18 protein-coding genes are annotated in these 23,515 nt (G+C 35.6%); 8 read left to right on the forward strand and 10 right to left on the reverse strand.

Going from position 1 to position 23,515, the window contains the following annotated elements:
- Positions 1 to 251: 251 nt before the first annotated feature.
- Both nucS and HVN35_07380 read left to right on the forward strand, forming a co-directional pair.
- On the forward strand, positions 252 to 1,019 hold the full coding sequence (gene nucS, locus HVN35_07375) for an endonuclease NucS (GenBank protein ID NYB52358.1): 768 nt from the start codon (positions 252 to 254) through the stop codon (positions 1,017 to 1,019).
- A gap of 136 nt (positions 1,020 to 1,155) precedes the next feature.
- A complete protein-coding gene (locus tag HVN35_07380; GenBank protein NYB52359.1) occupies positions 1,156 to 1,920 on the forward strand; it encodes a serine/threonine protein phosphatase in 765 nt (254 codons plus the stop codon).
- Between the two features lie 133 nt (positions 1,921 to 2,053).
- On the opposite strand, the gene HVN35_07385 is transcribed toward HVN35_07380, so the two are convergent.
- Together HVN35_07385 and HVN35_07390 are read right to left on the reverse strand one after the other, a co-directional pair.
- Positions 2,054 to 3,205 (reverse strand): VWA domain-containing protein, encoded by a 1,152-nt coding sequence (locus HVN35_07385; protein NYB52360.1) that lies wholly within the window; start codon positions 3,203 to 3,205, stop codon positions 2,054 to 2,056.
- Positions 3,206 to 3,261: 56 nt separating this feature from the next.
- Complete coding sequence (locus HVN35_07390) at positions 3,262 to 4,107, reverse strand: MoxR family ATPase (protein ID NYB52361.1); 846 nt, start codon at positions 4,105 to 4,107, stop codon at positions 3,262 to 3,264.
- A gap of 309 nt (positions 4,108 to 4,416) precedes the next feature.
- Between HVN35_07390 and HVN35_07395 the strand changes: the two genes are divergently transcribed.
- Entirely contained in the window at positions 4,417 to 5,280 is an 864-nt protein-coding gene (locus HVN35_07395) for a hypothetical protein (GenBank protein NYB52362.1), read from the forward strand.
- A 260-nt stretch (positions 5,281 to 5,540) separates the two neighbouring features.
- Here the strand turns inward: HVN35_07395 and HVN35_07400 are convergent, their stop codons facing one another.
- Complete coding sequence (locus HVN35_07400; protein ID NYB52363.1) at positions 5,541 to 5,948, reverse strand: hypothetical protein; 408 nt, start codon at positions 5,946 to 5,948, stop codon at positions 5,541 to 5,543.
- A 488-nt stretch (positions 5,949 to 6,436) separates the two neighbouring features.
- Between HVN35_07400 and HVN35_07405 the strand changes: the two genes are divergently transcribed.
- Positions 6,437 to 7,390: a succinylglutamate desuccinylase/aspartoacylase family protein gene (locus HVN35_07405; GenBank protein NYB52364.1), complete on the forward strand. Its 954-nt coding sequence runs from the start codon at positions 6,437 to 6,439 to the stop codon at positions 7,388 to 7,390.
- Between the two features lie 19 nt (positions 7,391 to 7,409).
- Here HVN35_07405 and HVN35_07410 read toward each other — a convergent pair whose 3' ends face one another.
- Positions 7,410 to 7,622, reverse strand: a complete 213-nt coding sequence (locus tag HVN35_07410) for a hypothetical protein (protein NYB52365.1) — start codon at positions 7,620 to 7,622, stop codon at positions 7,410 to 7,412.
- A 142-nt stretch (positions 7,623 to 7,764) separates the two neighbouring features.
- Between HVN35_07410 and HVN35_07415 the strand changes: the two genes are divergently transcribed.
- The 4 genes from HVN35_07415 to HVN35_07430 all read left to right on the forward strand — a co-directional run bounded on the left by HVN35_07415 (position 7,765) and on the right by HVN35_07430 (position 14,495).
- On the forward strand, positions 7,765 to 8,793 hold the full coding sequence (locus HVN35_07415; protein NYB52366.1) for an alpha/beta hydrolase fold domain-containing protein: 1,029 nt from the start codon (positions 7,765 to 7,767) through the stop codon (positions 8,791 to 8,793).
- Between the two features lie 425 nt (positions 8,794 to 9,218).
- Complete coding sequence (locus HVN35_07420; GenBank protein ID NYB52367.1) at positions 9,219 to 12,359, forward strand: hypothetical protein; 3,141 nt, start codon at positions 9,219 to 9,221, stop codon at positions 12,357 to 12,359.
- A gap of 59 nt (positions 12,360 to 12,418) precedes the next feature.
- A complete protein-coding gene (locus tag HVN35_07425; GenBank protein ID NYB52368.1) occupies positions 12,419 to 13,588 on the forward strand; it encodes a hypothetical protein in 1,170 nt (389 codons plus the stop codon).
- A 70-nt stretch (positions 13,589 to 13,658) separates the two neighbouring features.
- Positions 13,659 to 14,495, forward strand: coding sequence for a carbon-nitrogen hydrolase family protein (locus HVN35_07430; GenBank protein NYB52369.1), 837 nt, complete (start codon positions 13,659 to 13,661; stop codon positions 14,493 to 14,495).
- 128 nt (positions 14,496 to 14,623) lie between these two features.
- On the opposite strand, the gene HVN35_07435 is transcribed toward HVN35_07430, so the two are convergent.
- The 6 genes from HVN35_07435 to HVN35_07460 form a co-directional block, all read right to left on the reverse strand.
- On the reverse strand, positions 14,624 to 15,187 hold the full coding sequence (locus HVN35_07435; protein ID NYB52370.1) for a HEAT repeat domain-containing protein: 564 nt from the start codon (positions 15,185 to 15,187) through the stop codon (positions 14,624 to 14,626).
- Positions 15,188 to 15,414: 227 nt separating this feature from the next.
- A complete protein-coding gene (locus tag HVN35_07440) occupies positions 15,415 to 17,799 on the reverse strand; it encodes a PAS domain S-box protein (GenBank protein ID NYB52371.1) in 2,385 nt (794 codons plus the stop codon).
- A gap of 515 nt (positions 17,800 to 18,314) precedes the next feature.
- Entirely contained in the window at positions 18,315 to 19,193 is an 879-nt protein-coding gene (locus HVN35_07445) for a methanogen output domain 1-containing protein (protein ID NYB52372.1), read from the reverse strand.
- A 420-nt stretch (positions 19,194 to 19,613) separates the two neighbouring features.
- Positions 19,614 to 20,444, reverse strand: a complete 831-nt coding sequence (gene nudC, locus HVN35_07450; protein NYB52373.1) for an NAD(+) diphosphatase — start codon at positions 20,442 to 20,444, stop codon at positions 19,614 to 19,616.
- Positions 20,445 to 20,604: 160 nt separating this feature from the next.
- Entirely contained in the window at positions 20,605 to 21,651 is a 1,047-nt protein-coding gene (gene cofH, locus HVN35_07455; GenBank protein ID NYB52374.1) for a 5-amino-6-(D-ribitylamino)uracil--L-tyrosine 4-hydroxyphenyl transferase CofH, read from the reverse strand.
- A gap of 194 nt (positions 21,652 to 21,845) precedes the next feature.
- On the reverse strand, positions 21,846 to 23,456 hold the full coding sequence (locus tag HVN35_07460) for a bifunctional aspartate transaminase/aspartate 4-decarboxylase (protein NYB52375.1): 1,611 nt from the start codon (positions 23,454 to 23,456) through the stop codon (positions 21,846 to 21,848).
- Positions 23,457 to 23,515: the final 59 nt, after the last annotated feature.

A 23,515-nucleotide genomic window follows, 5' to 3' on the forward strand; every position in this document is an offset into this window, starting at 1 on the left:
CTCTTAAATTAAATAAATTCATGGTTATTATTTTAAATGCAGATCTCGAAATAAATTAGTTTTCTAATCCTATTTTCTTTATAATGCCCTAAAATGGGGGAAAAACTATTAGATTTAATTTTGATTTCTACCTTTTACCCTTTTTAATCGGTTCTATGATTTGATGGGAAATTCACACTATTATTATTAATTAATACTTTAAATTTATGATAACAGTGAAATATTTTTATTAAAAGCCTGAAATTCATATTATGAAACTGGTTGTTGAAAATAACCCTGATGTGGAACGGGTATTAGAGATTATTAGTGAAGGATTATCTAAAAAGGCGTTTATTACTATTATGGCATCTTGCCGAGTTTATTATGATGGGAGAGCCATTAGTCGTCTGGAATTAGGGGATAGGATCATACTCATCAAATCCGATGGATCATTTATCATACACCAGGACCGTAATCTGGAGCCTGTAAACTGGCAACCACCTAAAACCAAGGTCTCAGTCAGCCTACATCAAGGAATGGTGAAAATAAAGGGTGTAAGGAGAAGTCCTCATGAAACACTGGAAGTGGAAATATTAAACACTCACCTGGCATCATATTTCATAGGAGAGGATTCAAAGAGTCTTGAACTGGCAGGTTACGAAGCACATATGGGGGACCTTATTTTTAAAGACCCTGATGTCATTGAAAAAGGTTTCAGACCCACCTCCCGAGAGTACCACACACCAAGCGGATTCATTGACATACTAGGTAAGGATCAGGATGGAAATTTGATGATATTGGAACTTAAAAGTAGAAAGGCAGGTGTTAATGCAGTTAAACAGTTGAGAAGGTACGTGGATTGTTTCAGTGACCATAAAGAAAAAGTAAGGGGTGTTCTGGTCGCACCTTCAGTTACAGATGATGCTCTACAACTCCTCCAAGAACAGGACATGGAATTTAAGGCCCTTGAACCTCCAAGGGAACTGGGTACTGATAAGGTGGTTACTCTGGAAAAATTCCTCAGTGAGAGCCGTTCTTAGTACAGATATAATTATAAAGATTATTATTTCCCAACCTCTCATTTTTCATTTTTTTACTTTGAGTTATCAGAATATTATAACCATTTACGACAAAATATATGCTTAAGATGTATTGATTGTTGTAACGGGATGTTTTATGAGAAAGGATCTGATTGAATTACCATCAAAGGGTCGGGCATTAATTGCAAGCGATCTTCATGGAAATTTAACAGATTATTTAAAAATCATAGATTTATGGAAGAAAACTTCAAGTAAAAAGCAGCATCTGATTTTCACAGGAGATTTAATCAATGCCATGGATAAAGAAGATGATGGATCCATTGAAATCCTTGAATCAGTTATGGATGAAATGAAAAACAACCAGAACTTTCACCCACTTTTGGGTAATCATGAATGGGCTAACATTGTCCAGGTTCCTGTTTATAAGGCTGGTAAAAACCAGATAAACAGTTTTGAGAATCTAATCAAGAAGAAATTCAGGGAAGAATGGGAGGAAAAGTTAACCCAATACATAGAATTATTCAAAAAATTCCCAATTTCTATTAAAACCAGTAATGGTGTATTTATTAGTCATGCTGGACCTCCTAAACATATTGAAAGTCTGGAGGAAATAGAAAAGATTACCAGAAAAGGTTACCTGCCTAATCAGCCGTTATACGAAATTCTCTGGAATCGGTACGGTGATTACACCCAAAAAGATGTGGAAAATTTTCTTCATGCAATAGGGTGTAAAGTCATGATTGTGGGACACACACCAGTAGATGGGGTTTTGAAATACGGAAAACAAATAATAATCTCTTCCAGTTTCAGTTTAGGGAAAAAGGCTTATGTTTTGTTGGATTTAGAAAAAGAAATATCCAGAACCAGTGATGTTATGAAAATGGTTAGATATTTAAATTGAAAAATAATTGAAGGATATGACTATTATTAGAATAAATATAATAAGATGAGGAATCATTTTATTTGAAAATCAGATTTTTAGAGGATGATTCAATGCAATAGTATTGGATCTTTGGTTAATGAGGAATAGGTGGTTATATATCTCTTACCAGATGCGCCAGCTGATCCAGGTTTCGAACTTCATGAATCTCTGCCCCAGCATCCTGATAATGGGAAACACAGCTATCCACTACATCCCATTTTTTCTTATCTTCCGGATTGAAAACCATAACCTTACGACATTTTCGGGTCATTTTCTCTACTAAATCTGCGCTCTGCGGTTTTCCCTCATTTTTAGGTCCTGCCCAGTCACGACAATCAGTGAGGATTATCAATGTGGACCTGCGGTTTAGATGAACTTTATCCAGGAAAGAAGCAAAGGCCTGGTACATATCACTGGTTCCATGGATCATCAGATTCTTCTGCCGTATGTCACGTACTTTTATAAAAGCATCCATCATATTTGGTTCATCCATGGCTGATGAGGTTTCCACAGATTTATTGTCAAAATCAAAGACTCTAACTCTTCTGAAGGAATTCTGGGCTGCGTAAACCAGACAGAAAAACCAGTTACTTATCCAGTCACAGGAACCACTTACATCATTTAAGAAGAAATGATGGTTCTTCTTAACACGGGGCTTGCTTTTGAGGAGATCAATTAACACTCCTCCATACTGCAGATTCTTTCGAATGGTTCGCCTAACATCAGGACGCATGATTTTAGCCTGTCTTTGTCGTCTGCTGCGAACCATGGCAATCTTCCGACCCATCATCTGACACAACAGGAAAAGTTCCGGTTCAAAAGAATTCAGGGTGTTTATATCCCTAAAGAGAAGATCAGTCTCATCACATGTGTCTTCATAATCATTAAGGGGTGGATGGTAGTTAACCTCAACAGAACTGAGTTCACTGGCTTTAGTACCAGTATCCTCTTCCTGATAAGTGATGTTCCATTTTTTATTCTTTTTCGCGGAGCATAGTTTTTTATTTAGATTTTTGGAAGTTTTTTCGTCTTTTTTTTCTTCCACAGAATCTTCTTTTTTTCCTTGGAAAAACTCATCAAAAAGTCGGTTAAAGGTGCTCCGGTGTTTTTCTTCTTTTATGTAAACTGATGAGAGAGCTGCCTTAAACAGAGTATCATCTTCACTAATTAAATTTATGACTTGTTTTCCGGTGTGTGTGCTTCTGATACTAACCGGGATACCATTTTGCCTTAATAAATTTGAAAAATTAACTATTTTATCCATAAGTCCTCATGTTTTTATTCAGGTTCATAATCCCTATTTGATTTGAATATTCCCATTTATGATTTGAATATTTCAGATGCAACCCTTTTACGATCTTCCTCTGTTTTTAATACAACATTAACTGTTTTACCTAGTGATTCTTCGTTAATTTCTGTGCCTCCCATGGTCATCAGTGTCCGTACCCAGTCCACAGTAGCCCTAATAGATGGTTTTTTCACCAGATCAATATGCCTGATCTTCTGAATGATATCTACTACCTTTTCCACCAGTAAGTGAGGAGCTTCAGGCACCAGGGATTTTACAATTTCAATTTCCCTTTCCGGTGTGGGATAATCGATGTATAGGAAAAGACAACGATCCCGGGTCTCGTCCAGAAGCATTCTCTGTGAATTAGAGGTTAAAACAACTAATAAGTCATTTTTAAGGTTGTAAGTTCCCAGATCGTTTACTGTTATTTCTTTTTCTCCCAAAGCCTGTAGTAGGAAACTTTCCACCTCTTCATCGGCCTTATCCAGTTCATCAATAAGCATTACTGAAGGAGAACTATTTATGAAAGCCTGGAGTAAAGGTCTTTTTATGAAAAATTCCTCATCGAAAACATCTTTTTCCACGGTTTTCGGTATGGATTCTTTTAAACGAGAAATTTCAAGATGCAGAAGTTGTTTCTGATAATTCCACTCACCAACCATCTGTTCAAAGGTGATCCCCTCATAACACTGTACTCTGAAAAAATCCCTATTTAAAGCTCTGGCTACAGCCTTAGCAAGTTCAGTTTTACCAGTCCCAGGTGGTCCTTCCACCAGGATTGGTTTACCCAGTTCAAGGGCAAGAAACAGGGTGGTAATTATATTATCATCTGGAACATAATTAGAATTGATTAAAGAGTCTTTAAGATATTCCACATCAAAGTGTCTTTTTCTGGTTGAGTTATTTGAGTTGATAGGAAGAACCCTCCCAATAATTATTCAAAATCCTATTTGATTATATTGGTAAATGGTTGTAAAAATAATAAACCATGTATATTATTGAGAGTAATTAAAGATAATATTTGTGGGTCTAGTTATCTTTATTAATAGAATATTATTTTATTAATCGAACGTTTTATACTTATTATGCATAAATTAATAGGATTATATTATAATGTAGTGGATATTACCCGGTTTAAGGAAAAAGCTTAAATGAATCTTTATCTAAATAGTGTATAGATTGATATGGGTTATTTGATCTGTAATAGATGCGGTGGCTATTATGAGCTACAGGATGATGAATCCCCAGAGGATTTTGAAAGTTGTCGATGCGGTGGGCAACTTTTCTATTCTGAAACTCTGGATAAACCTCGAGGAAGCCGTATAAAGTTTTACGGAATTTTATCAGCCATAATAATCTTAACCATACTGGGTGTATCCTATTTTGCATTTTTCATGCCTGATTTAGGGGTCAGTCCTGCTTCCAGCCCTAATGTACTGGCCAGTGATAGTAGGGGAATAATAACTAAAGAAGTTCTAAATCCAGGAAATGGAACTTCCTCTGCTGGTTCCTCAGGTAAAAAAACCATTGCTATAATAACTGGTATGCATCCCCGTGAAAAACTCTCCATAAGAACAGTTAATGATGTAATAAATAATTATGAACTGTCTGCCAATGAAGAAATTGTTCATTATAATGTAACTGTAACCAGTAATCCTGATAATTATGTTACTGGACGTTCCAATGGGGAAGGTCTTGTTTCACAGTATATTATTCCGGATATTAAGAAATCAAATATTGATCTGGTAATTATCTGCCATGATCATGGACCAGGTTATGGTAAGGGATATTACATTGCCACCCCTAAAATGGACTCACCATCTGTTGCTATAGGTGAATTAGTGGATAACAATTTACCAGAATTTACTTATTACCGGGCAACCCCCGGTGCCGAGCATGGAAGTTCCACCTTTACAGTATCCTATCCATTGGCCAATCTAGGCATTCGCACAGTAGTATATGAAATGCCAGAATGGGCTAGTTATAATCAGGCTTATCAAGAAACAAAAAAGCTAGTTAAAACCTGTTTCCAGGGAATTACAGCTTAAAAATTAATCCTATAGATTTTTTAGCATCTATTGGTTTTATTTGTGTAAAAAAATATATTTACCCTATGAATATTATATCCCAAGTAAAGTAGTTCAAATTTAATTTTCAAGCCAAAATCCTTTTTTAAAACAACCTTAATTTTTATTATTTTTTTTGATTCCAATTATGGTAAAAATAATTTTTTTTATTTTATTAATTTGTACTTAATCTTTTTAAATAAAGAAAATTGGTCATTTTATGATAAAATGATATAAAGCTTTTATTCACGAATTATAGACTCCTGAATACGTTCTACAATACACACCCTATTCCACCCCACCACACCTTCAGCAATTTCTTCCAACTCAGGAGGAACTTCCTCTAATCCGTAGGGACGTATTAAGACTATGGGTTTATTAAAATCTTGAGCTATTTCGATTTGGCTTTTTATTAGGTCCGGGTGTTTGGTGTATAATCCCGTTAGTATAATCACAATTTCAACCGGCTCAATTTGACTTTGCAGTTGTTCTTGGGTATTTTGTCCTGGAATTCCATGGTCATTCCATTCAAAATCACGAGCTTCTATGAGCCTCTGGATAAAGGTCAGATATTCTTCGTCTCCTTCACCATCATGACTGATAAATAACTGATATTCTCTTATATCATCTATTAAATCTTCATCAAACATCAAATCGCCTCAAAAAGCTTTTAATATACATTCATTGTTAAAATCCACATCCTTTACAATTATATATTTTAAGCTTAATTCAACTTTTTTATTAATCATGAGTTTGCAACGTTTTTTTTTTTAAATATCTAGGGGACTTTTAAGTCACTTTTTTTTTTTAAATGGATTTGGTGGCATATTCCAGACAATGCATGTATTGACTAATACTGTGACAATTTATAGGGGCTCTAAAGTTATGGGATGGTTAGGGCGATATTTGCAAAAAAATTTTCACCTTATATTTCTTTGTTTGTGAAAAATGTTAAAAAAGAAATTTGAAATTTTAATTAAAGTTTAACACCCATTTATTTACTTTTCTAGATAACCAATTATTTTCAATAGTTTAGTTATAACTGTAAAAATTGGATTTAAGGCGACAATCTTATAAATCACCCTTTTTAAATATAATAATAGTAGTGATATATTCCAAAGGGTATTGGAGGCTTTTTTTGAAAAAACGGCCGTCATTAAATCCTAAGAAAAAATCTAAAAGGGAATATCCAAAATTTTTAAGTCTTAATAAGTATTTAATCATCTTTGGATGCCTAATTTTCGTTTCAGTTTGTGGATACATCATCATTACCAATTCAGATGGCTCACAACCGAATATAGAAAGTCCTACTGATGATACTGGTGTGCAGGCATCTACCAGTTATCAAATATCTGTCATTGACAATTCCACTGGGGGAGATATAACCAATAACACGGTTTTAATGGAGAATATTAATAAAACCGATGTTATCAATGAAATTATCCATGCTGCCAATAACGGTACTCCCATGATTACCCTGGGCAATGGAAGTGAACCTAGAATAATGATTGTTGCCGGAGTACATGGTGCCGAATTACCACCTCAAATAGCTGTTACTCGGCTCATAAACAATTTAAAAGACGAGAAAATTAATGGAACTTTGTACATTGTTCCCTTTGCCATACCCCATCAGACAGCTACACTTCAAAGACTGGATAATGGAACAGATCCAGATAGAGTTGCCCATATTTCTGGAACTCCCTTAGACATTATCAGCAACACATCCATCAATAATCAGGTTACCATGTTAGTTGATTTCCATTCTGCCCAACCAAACGATGTTCCGGGTAAAAATTGTATAATTTATGACTCTGAAAATCTACAGAGTCTAAAGTTAGCACGTTTCATCAGTAATAAGACTAAATCTCCCCTGGTGAAGGTTGGAAATTATTCCGGTGTGCTTTCCACAGTTAGTAACCGTAAAGGAATTACTTCCGTTGTCTGTGAAGTCCTCTCACCCCACAGTAAAGTAGAACCAGGTAGTGTTGAACTTTCCTATGCTTATATGATGGCATTTTTAGAATATGCCGGGGTTTACGTTGATCCGACTATAAAATATAACATTAAACCGAATGAGACTATAAAACCATAATAGACGTGAAGAATTTATATTATACTTTTAAAGCTGTTGTTAATTGTTGTTTTTTATTCTCATCCTGCAGCCATAATTTAACTTCTTTCCACACAATATTACATTTATCTGATGAATTCATTCCCACCACCTTCCTAATGGCTAAATCCACCTTTTTCCGTTCCTCACGGCCTTCCGGATGCAGCCCTGCAGTATCTAACACATCTTTCATGTATCTAAGGTAACAGCTCATACAACTCATCTCCTCTAAATACTCAATTTAACAAACTAAAAAATTAATTTCAATAACATTAGTATGGGATGATTTTATTTATTATTTCTTAAAATATCAACTTATAATTTTTTTAAATATCAAATACATAAACTAACCATATATGAGAAAGGTTGTAATTTATGGAACTAGCTGCATCATTGTTTTACTCATCTTATTCACGGTCATCTCACTTAAAGCTCAATTTGATTATAAACCAACCGCACCTTTACAACCATCCTCAGGTCCTGGAGGTTCGGATTATATTCATTCTTCAGTTAAAGAATCTGTTTATGGTGAAGGCCAGAACCAGTACTGGATTTTTGAACCAGATAATCCTCATCCAAAATCTGCACCAGTGATTGTTTTCTTGCATGGCTGGGGAGCAACCACCCCCACATTCTACCGGGCCTGGATAGATCACCTGGTCCGGAAGGGAAACATTGTTATTTATCCCCGTTATCAGGTTGATTTCTCCACTCCCTCGGATAATTTCACTCCCAATAGTATAAGGGCTGTTAAAGAAGCTTTAATTGAGCTTGAAAAAGATGGCCATGTAAAAGCACAGCAGGAAAATTTTGCCATTGTAGGACATTCTGTTGGAGGTTTGATAAGTGTAAACATGGCCTCACTTGCAATTTCTGAGGGCATACCCTTACCTAAAGTAGTTTTTGCAGTTGAGCCGGGTAAGTCACGTTCATCCAACGACACTGTGGGGCCGGTGCTTGAAAACCTTACTAAAATCCATCCCAACACCCTACTTTTATCCCTGGCTGGGGAGAATGATGACTGGGTAGGTGATGAAGATGCCCGGAAAATAATCCGTGAAACAACACAGATACCATTGGAAAATAAGGATTTCCTATTATTATCAACTGATACACACGGACAACCACCCCTTTGGGCTGACCATTTCGCTCCACTGGCTCCCAAGATAAGATTGGAAGGAAATAATACCCAAATTAATATAAGCTTCTGGGTTGACTCCCGAGATTATTATGGAACCTGGAAATTATTTGACGGACTCTATGAAGCAGGCTTTTATGGAAAAAATAGAGAATATGCCCTGGGAAACACAACTCAGCAAAGATTTATGGGAATCTGGAGTGATGGGACGCCAGTTAAAGAAATTAAGGTTACAGATACTCCTTGAAGCATTTTAACAACAAATTATATTTATTTAACAATCTAGTTCAAAGAAACTATAAAACATTTTTAATATGTGAAGTTAAATAATAAATAAAAAAGCTTTTGTCAAGAATGTATAATAAAATGTTTATTCTGGTGAGGAGAAACTAAATGTATTTAGATACAAAAAGTTTCCTTAAAATGGGAATATTGGTTATTTCCTTATTTTTTGTATTATTATTCACGGGTGGTGTTTACGCAGCAGAAAACACCACTCATATAGAAACTGACTATGTGATTGAGTCTAATTCTAATAATGAATTTAATTCGATTGATTCTACAAATATCGATCAAGAATACTCTTACATTATTAATAGTTCCTTTCAATCTAACAAAGATTCAAATACATCATTTGAATTGTTAGATGATCTTAGTGGGTGTTGTTCTGTTTTGTTACATGTTCGTGATGGATATGATGTTTTTTCTTATAGAAGAGATTCCTCTTATGCAGCTGATCTTTATTTTGAAGATTCATACTGGTATGGTAAAGAGATTGTAAAGGAATATAAAACTACCAATGGCTATTTTTTCCATACAATTGTTGCTAGTGATGGTTGGATTGCTTCAATGGGAGGTCCGGATATTACCAGCGTTGTTAATCAGCTGGAAGCACTGGCTGGAGCTACTTGGGATGGGGGTAGAATTACATGGGATACTTTAAACATGGCTTATGGTCTTGTTAGTTCCATGGGCATGGGTCATTTTCTTATTAAAGCTCCAAATAATCAAGTGGGCTATGTAATTGTTAATAGTGGGAGCAGGATGGATCTTTTCACCATGAGTGATGGTCAATACATTGAGGTTCCCAATGGTCCTGGATATTTCCGTAGTGGGTTTGCCTCCACGGCCGATCCAGTAGAATATGCAATATATCGGGCAATGACTAACCCATGGGGTGTTAACCATAGAAATATCATAACTTATCAAGTCATAAGAGACTCTGATATTTACAATTACCTTACATATGTTAACATTTATGCCTCACGAACCATCAGTTCGGATAAAATAGTTATTGGAGGTCATGTTATACACGGTTCATATTTACCTGCGGCAACTGGTTATATGTTAATAGGGCAATCTGTTCTTAAGATCCCTATTCCAACTACAACATTTGGCTACCAAAACATGATATACACTTATAGTAAGATCTTAAACGCCTATAAAAACACTGGATCCTTGCCGGGTAGTGTGGTTGTGGGTCCATGGATGGTTAATGTGAAGCATGTTGCTGATGCTGCAGTTCATGTTAAAAATTATATTGATACTAATCATCAATTACCCTCCGTTGCAACGGTAAATGGAATAGTTGTGACTCTGCCAACATTTTTAAGCCTTTTGACTGCTAGTGTTTTACAAATCAATATCTCAGACTTTAATACTTTAATGAACCCTCAGAATTTTGGAAACCCTTCCCAACCAAGGGAACAGATGACTAATGGTGAAATGCAACGAAGTGAATATATAGCTATAGCTCAGAATGTTAAGAATTTCATGAACAATCAACTTAAAGCTCCTGAATTTGCTTACAACACCAGTCTTGGGCTATATTTTGGTTATCAAAATATGATTTACACATATTCTAAAATCATGGCTATTTATAACTCTACAGGTACATTGCCAAGCAGTATCAAAGTTAGTTCGTGGAGGTTTCTTTGTGATCCCAATGCTGCCACTTTCAGCGTTAATAATGTTCTTAATGCGGCTACCTGGACCAAAGAATACATTGAAACCAATTATCAACTACCCCTAGTAGTTACTGTAAATGATGGAATGGATATTATGGGCAATACAGTTAGTAGGGATATTGATATGTCTTCTTTTTTAGGACTTTTAATTAATTCATTAATACAACTTAACAGTGGTCAAACCACAGTTGATTACATGACCTTTGGCACAGCACCCAATCCAAGAGACTCTGTACACTTGGGAAACATGCCTAAAAACGAGTACATAAGTATTGCTCGTAATGTGAAGAATTTTATGGATGTTCAGGGTAAGGCTCCGGAATATGCTTATAGTACCAGTCTGGGTTTGTATTTCGGTTACCAGAACATGATTTATACTTACAGTAAAATTCTGGATACCTATAAAACAGACGGTTATCTACCAGCAATTGTGCAGATTAAATCATGGAGTACGCTTATTGATCCTAACATCGCAAGACTCAGACCTTTGCAAATAGTAAATGCTGCTACAGAGGTTAAAAATTTCGTAGAATCTAACTTCCAGCTTCCTTCTATGGTGAATATCAGTGGTCAAAGCATTACTATGCCCACATTTTTAGGACTTTTAACGGGCTGTGTTTTACAAATCAACAGTAACGACTTGGTTTCAGAAATTGATTCAATTATTTATGGTTATGCTCCGGTTCCTCGTGATTCTATGTCTGCTGGTAATTTGCCTAAGTCGGAGTATTTGGGTATTGCTTTGAATGTGAAGAATTTTATGGATGTTCAGGGTAAGGCTCCGGAATATGCTTATAGTACCAGTCTGGGTTTGTATTTTGGTTATGAGAATATGATTTATACTTTTAGTAAAGTGTTGGATGCTTATAATTGTAGTGGTTTTTTACCGGGGAGTGTGTCTGTTAAGCCTTGGAGAGTGCTTAGTGATTCTAATATTGCTACTTTTTCTCTTTTGGAGATTGTGAGTGCTGCTGTTGTTGTTAAGAATTATGTGGATGTTAATTTTCAGTTGCCTTTGCATGTGACTATTAATGGTCATAATATTATTATGCCCACCTTTTTGGAGTTGTTGACCACTGCTGTTTTGCAACTTAACAAAACAGATTTAGTAACACCTATTAACTCTAAAACCTATGGCCCTGCTCCGGTTCCTCGTGATTCTATGTCTGCTGGTAATTTGCCTAAGTCGGAGTATTTGGGTATTGCTCGTAATGTGAAGAATTTTATGGATGTTCAGGGTAAGGCTCCGGAATATGCTTATAGTACCAGTCTGGGTTTGTATTTTGGTTATGAGAATATGATTTATACTTTTAGTAAAGTATTGGATGCTTATAATACAACTAAAACCTTAAACACAGTTTCATTAACAGCTTGGAAGATAATAAGCAACCCTAGTATTGGAACTTTCACCTCCTTAGAAATAGTGAATGCAGCAACAGAAGTTAAATATTACATAGAAAACAACCACCAACTACCAGCTAATGTAAATATAAAAGGTAAAACTGTGTTTATGGCTGACTTTTTAGAATATCTAACCACTGTTGTCCTGCAAATTAATAACAACGATTTTATTTCAGGTGTTGATTCAGTTAGTTTTTCCACCGCACCGTATCCTCGTGACTCCATGAATACAGGAAACATGCTTAAAAGTGAGTATTTGGGTATTGCTCGTAATGTGAAGAATTTTATGGATGTTCAGGGTAAGGCTCCGGAATATGCTTATAGTACCAGTCTGGGTTTGTATTTTGGTTATGAGAATATGATTTATACTTTTAGTAAGTATTGGATGCTTATAATTCCACAGGATCTTTACCTACGAGTGTACAAATTAAGGCATGGAATATAATTACTGACCCTTATGCTGCAACTTTCACTCCTCTTCAGATTGTTAATGCAGCAAAAGAAGTGAAAAATTACATTGAAAACAACAAACAACTACCTACAATTGTAAATATTTATGGTCATAACATTATCATGCCTACATTTTTAGAATTATTAACCACCACGGTTTTGCAAATCAACAAAAATGATCTGATAACACCTATAAACTCAAAAAGCTATGGTAATGCTCCATTGCCTCGTGACACTATGAACACAGGTAATATCCCTAAAAATGAGTATATTAGTATAGCGCAGAATGTTAAAAATTTCATGGATAGCCAACTCAAAGCACCGGAATATGCATATAGTACCAGTATCGGACTTTACTTCAGTTATCAAAACATGATATACACTTACAGTAAAATCCTAGATGCATATAATTCTACAGGATCATTACCCTCGAATGTAGCAGTCGGTCCATGGATGGTAACAGTGAGCCAAGTAGTAGAAGCAGCTGTACAAGTCAAAACGTATATTGACACCAATCATCAGCTGCCATCATCTATTACCATTAATGGATTTGTTGTTAGTATGCCAACATTCCTAAAACTATTAACCACTAGTGTGATTCAAATTAAAAACAAAGATCTGAATACTCTTATTAATCCATTGAATTATGGTGTTCCATTCTCACCCAGGGATTCTATGATCAAAGGTGACATGCTAAAAACTGAATACATTTTTATTGCTCAGAATGTTAACAAATTTATGGAAGATAATGGTAAAGCACCGGAATATGCATATGATACCAGTTTAGGCTTATATTTTGGCTATCAGAACATGATCTACACCTTTAGTCAAATTCTAAATACCTATAGCACTTCAAGGGAACTTCCAAACAACGTTTCCATAAACCCATGGATGGTAAGTGTTGGACAGGTAGTAAATGCTGCTGTGCAAGTAAAAACTTACATAGATACCTATCGCGAATTACCTTCTTCTGCAACGGTTAATGGCATTATGATGAGCATGCCTACTTTCTTGCAATTATTAACCACCAGTGTAATTCAAATAAACAAAAATGATGTAACTACCTTGCTAAACTACCAAAGTTACGGTTACCCCTCACAACCAAGGGATCAATTGAAGAATAGGGATATGTATAAAGTTGAATATATTTCCATTGCTCAGAATGTTAAGAATTTCATGGATAGTCAGATGAAAGCCCCGGAATATGCAATTGCGCGATTATAAAGAAAAATATTTTTTAATATGATAATATGAACTTATTCTCAATAGACAAGATATCGGGTGAATGCTTTTTATGAAAAACAATTTTACGATTGCTCTATTGCAGATGAAAGTAGTACAAGAAAAAACTGCAAATATTGCTCATGCACTGGGAATGATTTCTGAAGCTGCCCTTAACTCAGATATGATTATATTACCTGAAATGTGGAACTGTCCCTATGAAAACAGCCTGTTTCCAGAATATGCTGAAAGAAGAAATTACAGCCCCACTCTCGATGCAATTTCAAAAGCAGCAAAGAAGGAGAAAGTGTACATTGTAGCAGGTTCCATACCCGAAAAAGATGATAACAATAATATATATAATTCCAGCTTCTTTTTCAACCCCCGGGGGAAGGTTATAGGGGTGCATCGAAAAGTTCATCTTTTTGACATTGATATGCCTGGCAAGATCACCTTTAAAGAATCATTAACCCTTAAAGCAGGAGATAGAATAACAGTTGTTGAAACAGGTCTAGGTAAAATAGGGATTTGTATCTGTTATGATATGCGCTTCCCTGAATTACTGAGACTAATGACCTTGGAAGGGGCTGATTTAATAGTTGTGCCTGGAGCTTTCAACCTCACCACAGGCCCTGCTCATTGGAAACCACTTATCCAGGTTCGAGCAGTTGATAATCAGGTTTATATGGCAGCAACTTCGCCTGCAAGAGATCCAAATGCTTCTTATGTTGCATACGGGCATTCCATGGTAGTTGATCCATGGGGAACCGTTATTGGGGAAGCAGGCACTGGTGAGGAGATAATATATGCTACTATCGATTCAGAAAGGATTCAGGAAATTCGTAATGAATTACCCCTGCTTAAAAATCGCCGTAGAGATATATACAATCTAAAAAAACTGGATTTATAAATACGGCTAATTGCTATTAAATCAGCTGAGCAAATCATCTATGAACGGTTTTAGTGAATAGCATAAAATTAAAAAGTGAAATTAAAAAGGGTATAGAATAAAGAGATATAATAAAGAGATTCAGTATTTCACTGAATCTTTTTAAGTGCCTTATTGCATGCTTTTTTAAATTCTTTATCTCCAGTGGCGGCACGACGGGCTTTCTTAATGGGGTCAATCCCACGCTCATCACCAATATCACCCAATGCTTTAACTGCAGCCACCCTTACACCCCAATCTTCATCAGTTAAAGTTTCAATAAGAGGTTCCACTGCAGCATTATCACCTATTTCTCCCAGAGCTTTGGATGCAAATTTCCTCACACTCCAATCCTTATCATTCAGGGCCTCCACTAACAGATCCACAACTTCATCACTTTTAATGTCTTTAAGGGCGAGTGTAGCATATCTGCGAATATTTCCCTCTTCATTTTTCAGAATCTGTACCAGTGGCTCTATGGCAGCATCTCCAATTTTCCCCAGAGATTTAGCAGAGGCAAATCTCACCTTAGGATTATCATCATTCAGGGCCTTTAAAAGTGGTTCCACTGCAGCATCACCACATTCAGCCAAGGATTCAGCTGCTTTTTCCCTTATTAGGTGATCATCATTTTCTAAATCTTCTAATAATACTTTTAAATCTTTACTCGACAAATTTATCCCTCGTGGAAATTCTCAAAGATTGTCTTTTGTCTTTATTTTTTTTATTATAATTCAATTTAGTTGATTAAGTTATGTATTTTCTATCTAGTCTTTATTTAATGGATTTAATAAATTTTAGTTTTTTTTTAAGTGTTTCGTTTTTAAAATATTACAATTAATATTGTTAAAAAACGGTTTTTGATTATAAACTGATTAAAAATTTACATGAAATGTTAAAATTAGGATAAATAATTATTATCTTCAGGGAATTTAATGGTTATATTAGTTCCTTCTCCGGTTTCAACCATTATTTCACCTTCGATCTGCCCTATGAGATTTTTAACCAGCTGCAGGCCTAGAGTATCAGTTTTTTGTATATCCAGATCTGTAGGCAGTCCAATACCATCATCATTCACTTTCATCACATAGTTTTTATGTTCTTTGAAAAATTTAATGGTTATAGTTCCGTATTCTCCTGAGGGGAATGCATATTTCATGGAGTTGGTTAAAAGTTCGTTCAATATGAGGCCCAATGGTATGGCAGTGTTAATATCCAGATTCAAATCTTCCAGTTCCATTACCAGTTGGACACGGTCAGGATAGCCTAAAAAGGAATTGAAAAGATCACGGGCCAGGTAGCGAATATAATCTCCAAAATTAATCTCTTTAAAATTATCAGAACGATACAGTTTCTCATGTATCAGTGCCATGGACTTGGCCCTGCTTTGAATCTGCTGGAATATTTCCCTGGCCTTTTCATCTTCAATATCTGCAGAGGTGAGATTCAGTAAACTGGCCATAATCATCAGGTTATTTTTGGTGCGGTGGTGAATTTCCTTTACCAGCATTTCCTTATCCTCTAAAGCTTTTTTTAAGTTGTCTTCAGCCCTTTTTCTTAAAAGAGCTTCGACAATGGTGGTAGTAATGCTTTGGAGTGCTTTAATATCTGAAAAATCATAGTCAGATTTCTTATTACCTAGAACAACCATTCCCACGAATTCATCATTCTTCAGGAGGGGAGCTAAAAGAAGTTTTTTAAGGAATTGATTATTTTCACTGAACTTTTCAGGAAGCTTGAAATCAAGCTTTGATAAATTATTATACATCATAGGACTTTTCATTGTTTTCAGATGATTCCATATCTTTTTGACTTTGAAGATTTCAATCATAGGATATAAATCAAAATCTTTGATGGAATATTTTTTCTGTAATGATTCAGTAAGAACCAGGGTATTAATCTCATCTAGGGCGTTCATCTCGCATATAAAACCAAAATCACTTTGGGTGATATCCTCACAGACACTAAGACATGTTTTCAATAATTCTTCTTCATTTTTTGATCTTATGGATTCAGTTAAGATAGTTCCCATGGATTTATGGATTTCATTTTGCCTGCTTAAAAGTAGTTCATATTCTTTCCTTTCAGTTATATCACGGGCCACAACCAGAACCTTTTCAACATTTCCATCTTTGTTTTTAAGAGGTATGAGAAGAGTATCCAACCACATGGAATCTGTAGTCATGGTCACCAGATTCTCGCCTCGCACAGTGTTCCCGATTTCAAATACCCTTTGCAGATATTTGCTCTGTAAGTCGCTATTTTCCGAAGGAAATATCTCACATCGGAGTTTTCCCTGCACATAATCAGGATTAAGTTTCCATTTCCGAGCAGCATAGTTATTAATATATTCCAGCTTATCTTCACGATTAATTATAAAAACAAAGTCCTCCACAGCCTCAGCAAGCTTCCTATACTTGTTTTCTTTTTCCCTGATTATTGCCAGGGCCTTTTTTTGTTCTGTCACGTCTATTATAGAAGCCAAGGTCTTTTTTGTCCCAGGAATGAGACAAATATTGGCAAAAATATCTTTTTTATTCCCATTTCTATCAAAAATCTGAAATTCATATTGATTGGGAAGAGAAGTGGAATTGGAATTTCGTAGTTTTTTAAACTCCATCATTTGAGGTTGATATTCTGGCAGCACAAAGTCGGTCCACTTCTTCCTACCCATTATCTCCTGAGGTTTGAATCCAAAAACATGCTCGGTTTGGGAGTTGGCCAGGGATATAGTATTATCCTCTTCAACAACAACTGTAGCAGTTCCATTATATTCAAAAATAGCCTGATAATAGTTTTCAGATTCTTGGATTGTTTCTTTAGTTTCTTTTAGATGGACGGAGTTACTGGCATAGGCATAAATAGAGAAAACACCTTTATCATCTGATTTATATTTTAAGTGGTTGGATTTAACCCTGGAAACATGAACACTTACCGGGATGGAATCATTCCTAGAATTGAAAAATGTGTCAAAAGATCTATTTTTCTCTCCGCTTGATAGTGCTTGGAATGCAGCTAAATATTTACCATATTCATCTGAAGGTATTAAATTGATATTAGAAAGATTTTGATGGATTATGTCATTTTTGGATTTATCTAGAAGTTTATTTACTGAATCACTGACTTGCAGTATTTCACCGTCAGATCTTACCAATAAATGATAATGGGGTGATTGATTTAGAATCTCCTTTTGAAGGTGGATTTGCTTTTTCAACAGTGAAATCTCATTTTTCAACATTTCAATTTTTTTAACATCTTCCATGTAACCCCTATTCTCTCCAGCCATTAACTATCCCCAGAAAGGTTTAATAGGCCATATAATATCATTCCGCTGCCTATAGGCCATTTTATATTTTCAAATTAATTCAATTAATTTCATAGCCCGGTTTCAAACCGATATGAACTATTCGTCTTAAAACCTTTTAGATTTTTAATACAGTTTTGTGTAACATTTCACAAAACCATATAAATAAGCTGAGGATTATGTGATGTTTTTCACACTCAGTGTTGATTTTGGTGAAAATCGGTAATTAGGGTAAAATGAAAGAATTAATGAATATTATTCCTAAATAAGCATATTAATATTATCGAACTAAGTAATCATGATTAGGACGAAAAAATAAAGCTATCCTCACAATCCCCAAGTATAAAAGGCATTTATAGAAGTATAATCGTTGAATATATCTGTGATGATCCCAGATGTGAATAAATGATTGGGGAATGATTTGGGTTACCAATCAATTAGACGTACAGTTAAATTCTACGGTATAAATGACGTTCATAGAATGCCAGTTGATTGTGTTATAAGGCATCATAGGACATATCATAATCAAATTTACAAACTGATTGAAGAATTCCAGTGGTGGGTTCTTCTTTTACACTTCCAGGTAAATTAGCCCAGGAATAAGTTAACTGCATTATACTCTGACAGATCAAACAGAGGAAGACATCTTTGGGTCGGCTTGGAGACCATGCACATTTTTTAACAGTCATAGCACCCCTATCTGCCCGGGCACGTGTTTGGACTTTGAAACCTAAATTTTCATATAACTGTGCAACCCAGGAAAGATAGATCTTCAACTTAACTTCCTCATCCAAATTTTCATAGGGCTCTTCACTGTGTTCCTGGGCATAATTGTGAAAAAGCGGTTTCATATTCTGTTCAAAAAGTCGCATGAATCGAGATAAAAAAACACTTCTTTCGGAGATGGGCATATTGGCCACCAACTCTGGAAGAACACTACGCATAAAGATCTGAACATCCTTAAGTCCAGCCCTTTTTTCTTCTTCTATCTCTTTTTTTCTTAATTCATAATTTTTAAGGGCTAATTCTATATTATTACGTAACTCAGCTTCTTCTATAGGTTTAATAAGGTATGCTGTGGCTTTAGTGTCTATCATCCTTTTGAAAGTTTCTTTATCATCCAGTGCAGTTAAATAAATTAGCGGCACATCCATAAAACTCTTAATTATGGTAGCAGCATCAATGCCATCCATTTCACCTTGTAAAGTGATGTCCATTAGAATTAAATCTGGTTTTATGGAAAAAGCCTCTTGAATTGCTTCATTCCCAGTTTTTGCAATGGAGGGCACACGGTAACCCAGAGATTCCAAACATTCTTGAATCTCAATTGCACTGATTCCTTCATCTTCAACTACTAAAATTTTCTCCCCAGCCACTTCATCACCAAAAACCATGAATTATAATTCATTTAAAAAATCTGTATAGGTTAATTGTACAATTCACATATAAATTTATTATGCAAGACCCTTCCCTAAGGAGTATAGATTTAATTTTTCATATTAATTAAAGTTATTTTAAACTACATGTTTATTAAAATGATTATTTATAATGAATTCAAGTTCAGTAGACTCAGTTTAAGAAAAATGATGAAAATTGGGTATAAATTATGAGATAGTAGGTTTAAATTAGGAAAAATTATTTTAAAGTTAGAGTTCATCTTTGTTTATCCAAGAAAGGTAGGTGATAAAGCTGGGAAAAGATCGTATTTCTATGTGTATTTGCTGTTTTGGTATGGGTCATGGCCATTTATGCCCTGGACTCGTCAATTAACTCAACAAAGTTGGTTTTTAGATTATTTAATAATTTTCAATATACCAGTCTATGAGATCTCGTGCTATGCTCATTTTAGATGGTATTCGTGGAAGTTCTTCAGGAGAAAACCATTCAGCATCAGTTATTTCTTTACCATCTACTTTTATCTCTCCACCAACATATTCAGCTGTAAAGCCCATCATCAGGGAATGGGGAAATGGCCAGGACTGGCTAGCGAAATATTTGATATTTTTCAACTTTAAACCCACTTCTTCCAGGGTTTCTCTTTGAACTGCTTCTTCTAAAGTTTCACCAGCTTCTACAAAACCTGCGATGAGACCATACATGTTTCCTGATCTGCCTTTGTGCTTGGCCATGAGGAGTTTACCATCCTTTACTATGGCAGTGATCACTGCTGGGGAAATTCGTGTGTAACTGGTATATCCACATTCCGGGCATATTTTGGCTAGCTCATCGGGAGCAGTTTTGGTGGGTGTGCCACATTTACCACAAAACTGATGGTTAGAATCCCATTGAACAATTTGAAAGGCTCTACTTGCTACCAGATAAATGTCTTCTTCAAAGTTTTCATAAACTGAACGTAAATCTCTAAAAAGCATCCCTTCAGGAGCTTCATCACAGTCCACCTCTCCACAGTAGCAGGTGTGACCATTAAATGTACCTATGCACTGAGTTCTTATGGGATGAATTTTAAATTCTTCTGTTTTACTGGCTAATGGAATCTGGATGTCATTGTCCTTAACTTCCACCAGCATCTGACTTTCCTTAAATAAGAACCAGTATGCAAGGTTTTCATCACTTTTTTCAGGACTGTGTGATGGTTTATATCGTTGGTAAATACTTTCGCGAGGCATATTTTTACCTGCATAGCTTGATAGTAGTTTTTTTTTTTATTTGGCTATTTTTTTGGTTCTGAATGTTATAGATGATTAAATAAATAAATAAATAAATAAATTTGTTCATTACATTTTTTTATCATCTAAAGTTTTTTAACAGTTTTTAAAAAAATATACCCTAATTTAAAGGTTCATATAGGGTGTTACGCTCCACTGGGATGCGTCCAATCGCTTTGATGGTTTTTTGCATGTCTTCCCTGGTTAAAAATTCACTCTGGGAACCTGCTGCTATGGAAATTTTATCTTCCATCATGGTACCTCCCAGGTCGTTGGCTCCACAACTAAGTGCTAGCTGAGCCATACGTGTGCCTAACTTAACCCATGAAGCCTGAATATTAGGCAAGTCTCTACCAAGTATTATGCGTGCTATGGCATGTAATTTCAGGTCATCAATACCACTGGCACCAGAAGATATCTCTCCGGTGAGGTTGTTTTCTCCCAGAAATGTCATGGGAACCAGTTCAGTGAACCCTCCAGTTTCTCGTTGAATGTCCCTGATTATAAAAAGGTGTTCTATGCGGTCTTCCCAGGTTTCCACACTTCCATACATAATAGTGGATGTGGAGGGTATTCCCAAGTTATGGGCTGTTTTGATTATATCCACCCAATCCTTTGTGGAAACTTTATTTGGGCATATTTGGGCTCTTACAGCGTCAACTAGGATTTCAGCGGAAGCACCAGTCAGAGTATTCAATCCTGCTTCTTTAAAGGAAGTTAATGCTTCTTCAATGGATGTGTTAGAAGCTTGAGCTGCATGGTAAACTTCAACAGGTGATAAACTGTGGAGATCAATGGTGTAATGTTCTTTTATGGTGCTGAAAAGATCTGAGTAGAATTCGACATCCATGTAGGGCATCACACCACCAAAAAGGCATATTTCAGTGGCTCCCATATCAACTGCCTCACCAATGTTTTGCAGTATCTCCTCAGTGCTCATCTCATAGCCTATGTGATCTCGGAAGGAGCAGAATGAACATCCAATCATACAGTGGTCCGTGATGAATGTGTTGCGGTTGACCACAAAGGTGACGTTATCCCCTACAATTTCCTGCCTTAACTTATCTGCTACATCAAATAAATGGAAATGATTAATGTTAACCAGTTGTAGTGCATCTTCTCTGGTTATATCTCCGGCAAGTGATTTATCGTAAATATCTTCCATCATCTCTTTTACCTCAAGCTTCTTAGTTTTTATTCATAGAAATGGTGAGACAGTTTATAATCTGTGTTTTAAGTCATACTGTATGAAATATTTACAGATAATTTTACAGATAATTTGACTCTTAGATTTGTCTTTCTATTTATTTCAATTCCTCATATTCTTCTCATAATAGATTTTTATACATTTTATTTCTCAAATTATGCTTTATTTTTCAATTCATTTCCAACTATTTCCAAATAATGCTGGTGTATGGTTTCCAGAAGTTTCGACATTTTCATACCAATTATTTTATATTCTTTAGCCCTTAAATTGGCTATGGATATTCTAATGGACCAGGGAGGCATGTCAAATCCAGCTCCTGGAAGTAAAACAATGGATTCCAGATCTGCCAGGGCAAACACAAATGATAGGGGATTGTAGGTTTCCTCCATCCAGCGTGCAAATGAGGCGCTGTATCTTTCACTTGCAATGTCTAAAATGTCAATAATCGCATAATAATTAGTTCCTGTTGTATCAATATCACAAGGTATTCCTAAGGATTTATAAAGCTGATGAATTCTATTATTGAGTGTTTTTTCAGTGCCTTTTAAGTATAAAGTGTTATCTTCAAGTAAGAAAAACAATGCAAAGAGGGTCATCTGGGTTTGTTGTGGTAGCGATAGACCTGCAGTGTGTTTCAAGGCAACTGAACGACTGTCTGCCACCATTCGATCAATAAATTTCATTTTCTCTGGTTCCAGACAAACACATCCATATCTCTCATTGGAAGTATTTTTTTCTACTAAATTCTGTTTGGCTATCATCTGGTCTATCATGTTATCTTCATGCAGGGCTATTACACCCAATCTCCAACCAGTGCAACCCAAGTGCTTGGAAAAAGAGTATACGCATATGGTGTTTTTTGGTATTTCTGCCATTAAAGAGCGGAAATTATCCACAAAAGTGGCATAGACATCATCACTGATAATTATCAAATTCGGGTTATGTTTGGTCACAATATCCGCTATTTTCTCCAGTGTTTCCTGTTTTATAGCCTTGGATTGTGGGTTTCCAGGGTTCACTACAAAAAACGCTTTAATGGATGGATCCTTTAGTTTTTCTAATTCTGAATCTGAATATTGCCAATCGTCCTCTTCAAATGCTTTTATTTCAACTTCAATCAAATCATAATTACTCAAACGGGGGATCTCTAGATAAGGGGTGAAAATAGGGGATCCAATGGCTATTTTATCTCCCTTATGGAGGAGGTTATTTTCAAAAAGAGAATCAAAAATATATTTTATGGCACCGGTACCTCCTTCTGTGGCGAACAAATCATATCTTCCCAGTTTTTCCTGATTATTGCATAAGAATTTCAGTAAAAAGGAATGGATAACTTTTTCGGCATATGGTCGCATTCTGTCAGGTTCAGGGTAAAAATCACCTATTGCCCCGGTAACCAGCTCATATAACCATTCATCGGGGTTAAAGTTCAATTTTTCTATCCCATATTTAATAGAATCATCCAGAAATTTTATACCGGGAGCATCCTGATTATTCTTTAGGTATTGTTGAAATCTTCCGTATATTCCTTTAATTTCAGGGTGCAAACCTCCGTGGGGATAAATGAAGGTGCGTTTTGACTCTTCAATGGCAAAATGTCCTAGAGTGAAAAAGGCGTCCCTGGGGGTGGTTGCAATCCAGTTAGGATTGCCACGACCAGCATTTAAGAGTTGTCGATCCTTAAAGTTGCCGGCTAATCTACTTAGCTCAAATTGTATTTCAAAGGGACTTAATTGGATGTATTCCTGTAATTTATTATAATCCATGGTCATACTCCAGAGATTTTTTTAATGTTGGTTATATCACTGTTGGTTATAATTATTCA

The organism is Methanobacteriaceae archaeon (assembly GCA_013403005.1).
In the GTDB taxonomy this organism is placed as follows: domain Archaea; phylum Methanobacteriota; class Methanobacteria; order Methanobacteriales; family Methanobacteriaceae; genus Methanobacterium.